This window comes from Floridaenema fluviatile BLCC-F154, from assembly GCF_041929135.1.
GTDB lineage: Bacteria > Cyanobacteriota > Cyanobacteriia > Cyanobacteriales > Aerosakkonemataceae > Floridanema > Floridanema fluviatile.
Genome location: NZ_JBHFNS010000087.1, coordinates 216,330 through 223,265, shown reverse-complemented (window position 1 = coordinate 223,265; position 6,936 = coordinate 216,330). Strand labels below are relative to the sequence as shown.

Annotated in this window: 7 protein-coding genes; 2 read left to right on the top strand and 5 right to left on the bottom strand. The window is 39.8% G+C overall.

Annotated elements, in window-relative coordinates; genetic code table 11:
- Both ACE1B6_RS24575 and ACE1B6_RS24570 read left to right on the top strand, forming a co-directional pair.
- Positions 1-265: zinc ribbon domain-containing protein (locus tag ACE1B6_RS24575; protein ID WP_413259911.1), on the top strand; the 265-nt coding region annotated here is incomplete at its 5' end.
- Between the two features lie 147 nt (positions 266-412).
- Complete coding sequence (locus tag ACE1B6_RS24570; RefSeq protein WP_413259910.1) at positions 413-1,045, top strand: Uma2 family endonuclease; 633 nt, start codon at positions 413-415, stop codon at positions 1,043-1,045.
- 3 nt (positions 1,046-1,048) lie between these two features.
- On the opposite strand, the gene ACE1B6_RS24565 is transcribed toward ACE1B6_RS24570, so the two are convergent.
- The 5 genes from ACE1B6_RS24565 to feoB all read right to left on the bottom strand — a co-directional run bounded on the left by ACE1B6_RS24565 (position 1,049) and on the right by feoB (position 6,936).
- Positions 1,049-1,225, bottom strand: a complete 177-nt coding sequence (locus tag ACE1B6_RS24565; RefSeq protein ID WP_413259909.1) for a hypothetical protein — start codon at positions 1,223-1,225, stop codon at positions 1,049-1,051.
- 145 nt (positions 1,226-1,370) lie between these two features.
- Positions 1,371-1,652, bottom strand: a complete 282-nt coding sequence (locus ACE1B6_RS24560) for a DUF5132 domain-containing protein (protein ID WP_413259908.1) — start codon at positions 1,650-1,652, stop codon at positions 1,371-1,373.
- A 54-nt stretch (positions 1,653-1,706) separates the two neighbouring features.
- Positions 1,707-3,995: a heavy metal translocating P-type ATPase gene (locus ACE1B6_RS24555; protein WP_413259907.1), complete on the bottom strand. Its 2,289-nt coding sequence runs from the start codon at positions 3,993-3,995 to the stop codon at positions 1,707-1,709.
- A 20-nt stretch (positions 3,996-4,015) separates the two neighbouring features.
- Positions 4,016-4,999, bottom strand: coding sequence for an HMA2 domain-containing protein (locus ACE1B6_RS24550; protein WP_413259906.1), 984 nt, complete (start codon positions 4,997-4,999; stop codon positions 4,016-4,018).
- A gap of 101 nt (positions 5,000-5,100) precedes the next feature.
- Complete coding sequence (gene feoB / locus ACE1B6_RS24545) at positions 5,101-6,936, bottom strand: ferrous iron transport protein B (RefSeq protein WP_413259905.1); 1,836 nt, start codon at positions 6,934-6,936, stop codon at positions 5,101-5,103.

The window sequence follows — 6,936 nt, the reverse complement described above, 5'->3', positions numbered from 1 at the left end:
CAAGCTTTGCAATTGCTGCAAACACAAGAACGATTCCCTCACTTTGAAAGACAGAGAATGGACTTGTCCAGTATGTAAAATTCATCATGACCGTGATGAAAATGCCGCGAAAAACTTACGGGAAGAGGGTATTAAAATTCTGTCAGCAAATACCGTTGGGCAAACGGAATTTCAAGCTTGTGGAGAAGCAGTAAGACTCGGTGGTACTTGTACCAAAAAGCGTGTTTCTGAGAAACAAGAATCTCCCGTCACAGCGCCAGCTTGACGGGAGAGTGTCAAGGGTTTTCGTTCAAGTCTTCGCTTTTTGGCGACAAAAAATTATAATTTCTGGGATGCCAATTTTGGCTAAAATTAAAATGATGATTACCCCAAAGCTACTTAGTTGATTTGTGCAGATTTATGGATATAAATTATGACGATCGCTACTTCAACACTTGCCGAACAAAGAACTTGGTTAGAAAGTATTAGTTGGTCAACTTTTACCACTTTGCTGCGCGAAACTGGCGAAAACCGAGGTTCGAGATTTGCTTATGATGGCTACAGGCTGGAAATTATGACTCCACTCTACGAACATGAAAGTTATAATATTCAGTTCGATCGCTTTATTTTCGCTTTAGCAGAAGAGTTGAATGTCATAATTAAAAGTGCGCGATCGATGACTTTAAAACGAGAAGATGTTGGAAGGGGAATAGAACCAGATAATTGTTACTATATTCAAAATGAATTAGCAGTCAGAGGTAAGCGAGAAATAGATCTGGCTAAAGATCCGCCACCAGATTTAGCGATCGAGGTAGATATTACTAGCAGTTCTGTTGATAAGTTGCAGATTTATGCAGCTTTGAGAGTACCTGAACTTTGGAGATATAACGGGCGAGTTTTGCGGTTTTATCAGTTAGGAAAAACGGGATATACTGAGTGCGATCGATCTTTAGTTTTCCCTGTTTTGTTAGTAACTGAAATGGCTAAGTTTATCGAACAAAGCAAAACTATTGATGAAATTAGTTTGGTGCGATCGTTTCGCGCTTGGGTGAGGGAGAAAATATAAACATTATGAGTCGGAAATATTTTCTTTTGTTGTTACAGATTTAGCTTTTCTTAACCGATAAGCTGTCAGGGGACTGTTACGAATATCTTCTTCTGCTTGTGCGATCGCTTTATCCAGCAATATATTCAAAACATGGCGTTTGATCATTTCTGGATCTGGCTGTTTTGTTTGGTTATTCATGGCAAGTTCAAATCCCTTTTGATTTCTTGGATTGTAGCTTCTTCCTGGGGATATTTTTTAAACCGCGAAGGACGCAAAGAGCGCGAAGGAAGAAGAGGAAGAAGTTAAAGAGAGAGTTAACCGGGATTTGGTATTACTAAGAAGTTCAAGATTTGTTAGTTTGCTCGCTCGAATCGATCTGTTTTTCGGCGGCTAATTCGGCTTGTACTTCTGCTACTAAATCTTGCCAAACTTCTACGGCTTCTGCTGCGGTATCTTTGCTTTTTTCGTAAAGTTCAAAACTGGTTTTAATTGTGGTTTTGGCGATCGCTTTTCCAGCTTTAGCAACTACGGGAAGTACTATTGGTGCTAATGCTACCACGCCAATTCCGATCGCGATCGCTCGTCCTTTATTTTGAATTTGTAATTGTTTCCAATCAAAAGGCATAATTTCCCCCTCTTTCATCTATGTTCATCTGTGGTTTAAAAACAATTTTATTTCTCACTGTTCGCTATTATTAATAGTGGAAGTATAACGATGAACTAATAAAGGTCTTAAACCGTTGACTCCGGCGGCGATCGCAGATCCATTATGCACGACTGCGGCTAATAATGGGTTTAATCCAATTGTGGATGCTATTCCGATCGCGGCGAGATTTGGTACTACTGAAAGACCGATATTTTGGTGGGTGATTTGCATGGTTTCTTTGGCGATCGCGATCGCATCTAGCAAACTCCACAATTCGTCATTCATTAATACTACATCGGCGGTTTCTCTGGCGACTTCCGAACCTCCTGCAAAGGATATTGAAACATCTGCATAAGCAAGCGCCACTGAATCATTTAAACCATCTCCCACGAAGGCGACTGTTTTACCTGATTCGTGCAATTCACGGACTATTTCGGCTTTGACTTCGGGGAAAGCTTCGGCGTGAATTTGTTCGTTTGACATTTCTAATTCTCGCCCTACTGCATTGGCTCTGGCTTGATTATCACCTGTTAAGAGATGTATCTCTAAACCATAGCGCGATCGTAATTTTTCTAACACGGTTTTGGTTTCATTTCGCAAAGGATCAGCATATTTTAATACTCCTTTAAATTCCCCGTTGCTGGCGATATACATCACTGAGGAATTGGCAGAAATTGGACAATCAGTATGCGGAGAACCGCAATTTCCCCAAATACAAGGATGCTTTTCATAGAAACAGTCGATGCTAATTCCTTGTTTGCGTAAAAAGCGATCGCTTCCTACCAAAACTTTCTCGCCGTCAATTTCTGCACTAACTCCTAAACCTACATCAAATTGCAATTGTTCCCTTGGCAAAATCTCAACATTTTGCGATTCTGCATAGTGAATTACTGCTTCTGCTAAGGGGTGAGTTAACCTTTGTTCGGCGGATGCTGCTAATTGTAAAAGTCGTTTTGGAGTGGTGCGATCGCTAACAGTATCAACTTCAACAATTTGCAAGTCTCCTTGAGTTAAAGTTCCGGTTTTATCAAAAACAATTGTATCGACTTTCGCTAATTGTTCTAAAGTTCTGCCGCTACGAATTAAAATTCCGTGTTTCGCTGCATGGTTGATTGCGGCTAAAAATGTAGTGGGAATTGCGAGGCGAATTCCTGTGACAAAATCTAAGCTTAAAATGGAAGCAACTCTGGCAGAATCACGAGTAATTGCCCAAGTTGCACCTGCTAAAGCTAAGGCTGGTAAAATGGCTTTATCGGCTACATTTGAAGCGTAATTTTCCATTCGAGTATCGTGAACTGGCGCTTGTTTTACTAATTCGATACTTGCGCCTGCGCGAGTTTGATTTCCGACTCGTTGGGTTTCAATATAAATTTTACCCGATCGCACTAAAGTAGAAGCAAAAACGCTTTCTCCTAATTTTCTCACTACTGGCATTGCTTCACCAGTTAGTCTTTGTTGATCGATCGCTGCTTCCCCTTTAATTACTTTCCCATCAACCGGAATTTGTTCCCCTGGATAAACGACGACGATATCACCAACTTTGACTTCTGTAGCGGTGACTTGGCGAATTTCTCCGTTTTCTTCTACCCAAGCAAAGTGACTTAAACTATCCAAAAGATCGGCGGTTTCACAAGCAGAAGAACGGGCGGTGCGATCGCGTATTGCATCCCCAGTTTCATGCAACAATAATAATAACGCTGGGGTTAACCAATCTCCCTGTAAAGAGGAAGCGCCTAACGCTAAAACATCTAAACAATCTATGTTTAATTTCTTTTCTTGAACTAAGCTTTCTGCGGCTCTTTTGGCTACAGGTAATCCGGCAGCAATTACGGAACCTGCTACTACAATTTGGGGAATCGGAACCCGAAAAGTAGCTTTTAATAATGCTAAAGTTGTCGCTAAGGCTGGTAATGCTAAATCAGAGAAATCAAAGGATTCTTCTGGTTCAGATTTCTCAATTTTTGGTTTAATTACTTTGGGTAATTCGACGTTTGTTACCCGCAAATCAATGTTTTGAATGTGACTCGCTAAGAGCGATCGCATTTCAACTTCTGAGTGGATTTTAGTTGTATACTTAATCGCAACTGAGGCAGCATCAGGGCTAACTCGCACTTGAATTACGCCCTTTAATGCTTCCATTGATTTTTGCAAACGTTTAGCATATCGCGGATCTTTACTGAGTCTAGGTACGCGAAACCTGACTCTACCGGGAACTGCATGAACTAAACTACAAACAGATGTAGAAGGTTGAATTATTGGGCTACTTTCTATTTGGTTAATTTCTAAATTCACCCTGTCTAATTCAATTACTGAATTTGCCATCTCTACATTTCCTTTGCAACTTAAGCCGCTAATGTAAATTTTGTTAAAAATGAATTCAGCAACTCTAACGCTATTCCAGGTTTTAAATCTTGCCAACTAGTATTCATTCCCGATGATTGAATTTCTTTAGTTGCGAAAGCTGAATTGCTATTACTCTCTAGTTTGGGAACCGATATTGCAGGAGAATCAGTTAAATTTTCTGGTTCTTCTGCGGGGGAAATCGTCGATTTTACTACAGCGATTAAACGATCGCGCACTGCACTATCCGGCATCCCATTTGTATAATAACTGATTGCCACTGAACCAACGCGATCGCTAATGCGAAGATTAGTTACTGACGAATCTGTGCTGAGAAGTTCTTGCAATTGTTGCACATATTCAGGATTTTTTAACAATTTTGGTACTCGCAAACGAATTCTACCGGGAATTGCATGAACTATTTCAATTGAGTCATTTTCAGAAGAGATTGTTTGGGGGGGAATTGCGATCGCTTCTAGTTCAACTAACTTAGAATCTGTGTTATTTTCTGCTGTAGCGAACACCGAATTAGAACTTGCTTCGATTTGATTTAATAACTGTCGAGTGAAACTCGCCGTCATCAAATTTACAAACATCGCCCAACCACCTTGAAGACGCAATGTTTCTGTAACAATCATGCCAGTAATCATCGGTAATAAAGCGTCTACATTCGGATGTTGATATAAAAAATTACCCACTTGTTTATCCGGCGACATTTGCGGCGGAGTTATCCCACTGACACCCCACTGTTGCAGAAGATCCAACATTGAAGGTAAGGTGAGAACTCGCGGATCGAAAATAATAACTAAGTTCCCCGTTGCTTCCTCAGTTTGAATAGCACAAACACCTTTTTGCTGTTGTAATTGTTGTCCTAACATATTTAACCACAGGTTACTAGCAGGATCGTTTGCTTTTAATTGGATGCAACCTGCGATCGCTTGCACTAATTCAATACTACTAGTTTGAGTTGTTTCTTTCTTACCCATTTTTACGAAAAGTCTCCTTTAAATTCACAGCAAAAAACTTTCGATTTCAAAATTGTAAATCTTTAAAATCGAAAATTCAAAAACCAAAATCTAGAATCTGATTATCTCCAACCTAAAGCTAAAGCACTTTGGTAGAAAATGAAGCTAGCCAGCCAAGCAAAACCCAAGGAATAAGCTAAAGCAAATAAAGTAAATTTCCAAGTTTTAGCTTCATTAAATAACGTCGCTGTTGTGACTAAGCAGGGAGTGTAAAGCAAACAGAAAATACAGAAACTATAGGCTTGAATAAAGGTAACTGATCCGGCAATTTGGCTAGTTACCGCATCTTCACCCAAAGCATAAATTACCGCCAAAGAACCCACTACAACTTCTTTAGCAATCACGCCAAACAATAAAGCTAAAGTTAAATAGGGATTAATGCCAATTGGTTCCATAATTGGACTTAAAAATTGCCCAATTTGTCCACCAATTGTATCTAATCCTGTTGCACCTGGAGGCAAATTTGTTACTACCCAAACGGCGACACAACCCAAAGTAATGAAACCTGAAGCCCTAGTCAAAAACTCTTTTACTTCTCCCCAACCTCTGAATAAAACGTGCTTTAAAGTTGGGACTCGGTAAGGAGGTAATTCTAATACAAAAGGTTCTTCATTTTTAAATAACCCTTGGAAAAGTGCAGCGGTAACTATGGCAGCTACAAAACTGAGGATATACAAAGAAAATAATACTAAAGCACCGTTACCCTTGGGAACAACTGCCGCAATAATAAATACGAAAACTTGCAATCTCGCTGCACATAACGAAAAGGGAATGATTAACATTGTTAATAGTCGCAGGGATTGAGAACGCATGACTCTTGTTCCCATTAAAGCCGGAACATTGCAGCCAAATCCCATCATTTGCATGACAAAACTGCGCCCATCCAGCCCTAATTTTGCCATGAAAGCATCCATTAAATAAGCAGAACGAGATAAATAACCGCTATCTTCTAAAACTGCCATAATCATGAAAAACAACACAATTAATGGCACAAAAGAAGCCACAGTTGCTAATCCGCCCCAAAGTCCATTAACCAGAAAGTCTTGGGCTAATTTAGGTAAGGGACTAACTAATGGTTCAATCAGATTACTTTGTAACCAAGTTGTGATTTGATCCATGATGTCTTGGGAGGGTAATCCCACATTCCAAACTACCCAAAACACCACGAACATTCCCGCAAAGAATAAAGGTAAACCTAAGATTGGGTGGAGTAAAAAGCGATCGATCTGCTGAGTAATATTAACTGCCATCTGCGAAGGCATTTGTACCGCACCTGTGAGAACATTTTCGATTTCTGCAACCGAAATATCCATCTTTTCCGCTAAGGAAGTATTCAAATTATCGATTTTCTCAGTAGTAACGCTTTCTGCTAATAATTGGCTGATTGCTCGATAAGCCCTTTCGTAGCCTCTGCCATATTTAGCAGTCATCAGAAACACTGGTAATTCTAAGCGTTTCCCTAACTCATTTACTTGAATTTCTACTCCGTAATGTTTCGCCTCATCTGCCATATTCAAGATGATAATTGCTGGCAAACCTAAAGCTTTAATTTGCAAAGCTAAGCGAATTTGCCTGTCAATTTGGGCAGCATTTAAAACTACCACAACTAAGTTAACGCCAAAGTTCTCTAAAAATTGGTTAACTACTTTTTCATCCTCAGAAAAACCGTTGAGATCGTAAATTCCTGGTAAATCTACAAACTCTACCGTTTCGTTATTAATATTAATATGAGCTTGTAATAAATCTACTGTCACTCCCGGCCAATTTCCGACGAATGCTGTCGCACCTGTCAACCGATTAAACAAAGTTGATTTTCCGGTGTTGGGCATTCCAATTAGCGCAACTCTTTTTACTGCTTTAGCGGTGTTTACAGCAGTAGCACCTGAGTGACAGTTCAT

Coding starts and splice junctions, on each gene's coding strand:
- ACE1B6_RS24560 (WP_413259908.1), bottom strand. CDS start 1,652: ATGCCTTTTGATTGGAAACAATTACAAATTCAAAATAAAGGACGAGCG.
- feoB (WP_413259905.1), bottom strand. CDS start 6,936: ATGAACTGTCACTCAGGTGCTACTGCTGTAAACACCGCTAAAGCAGTA.
- ACE1B6_RS24570 (WP_413259910.1), top strand. CDS start 413: ATGACGATCGCTACTTCAACACTTGCCGAACAAAGAACTTGGTTAGAA.
- ACE1B6_RS24555 (WP_413259907.1), bottom strand. CDS start 3,995: ATGGCAAATTCAGTAATTGAATTAGACAGGGTGAATTTAGAAATTAAC.
- ACE1B6_RS24550 (WP_413259906.1), bottom strand. CDS start 4,999: ATGGGTAAGAAAGAAACAACTCAAACTAGTAGTATTGAATTAGTGCAA.
- ACE1B6_RS24565 (WP_413259909.1), bottom strand. CDS start 1,225: ATGAATAACCAAACAAAACAGCCAGATCCAGAAATGATCAAACGCCAT.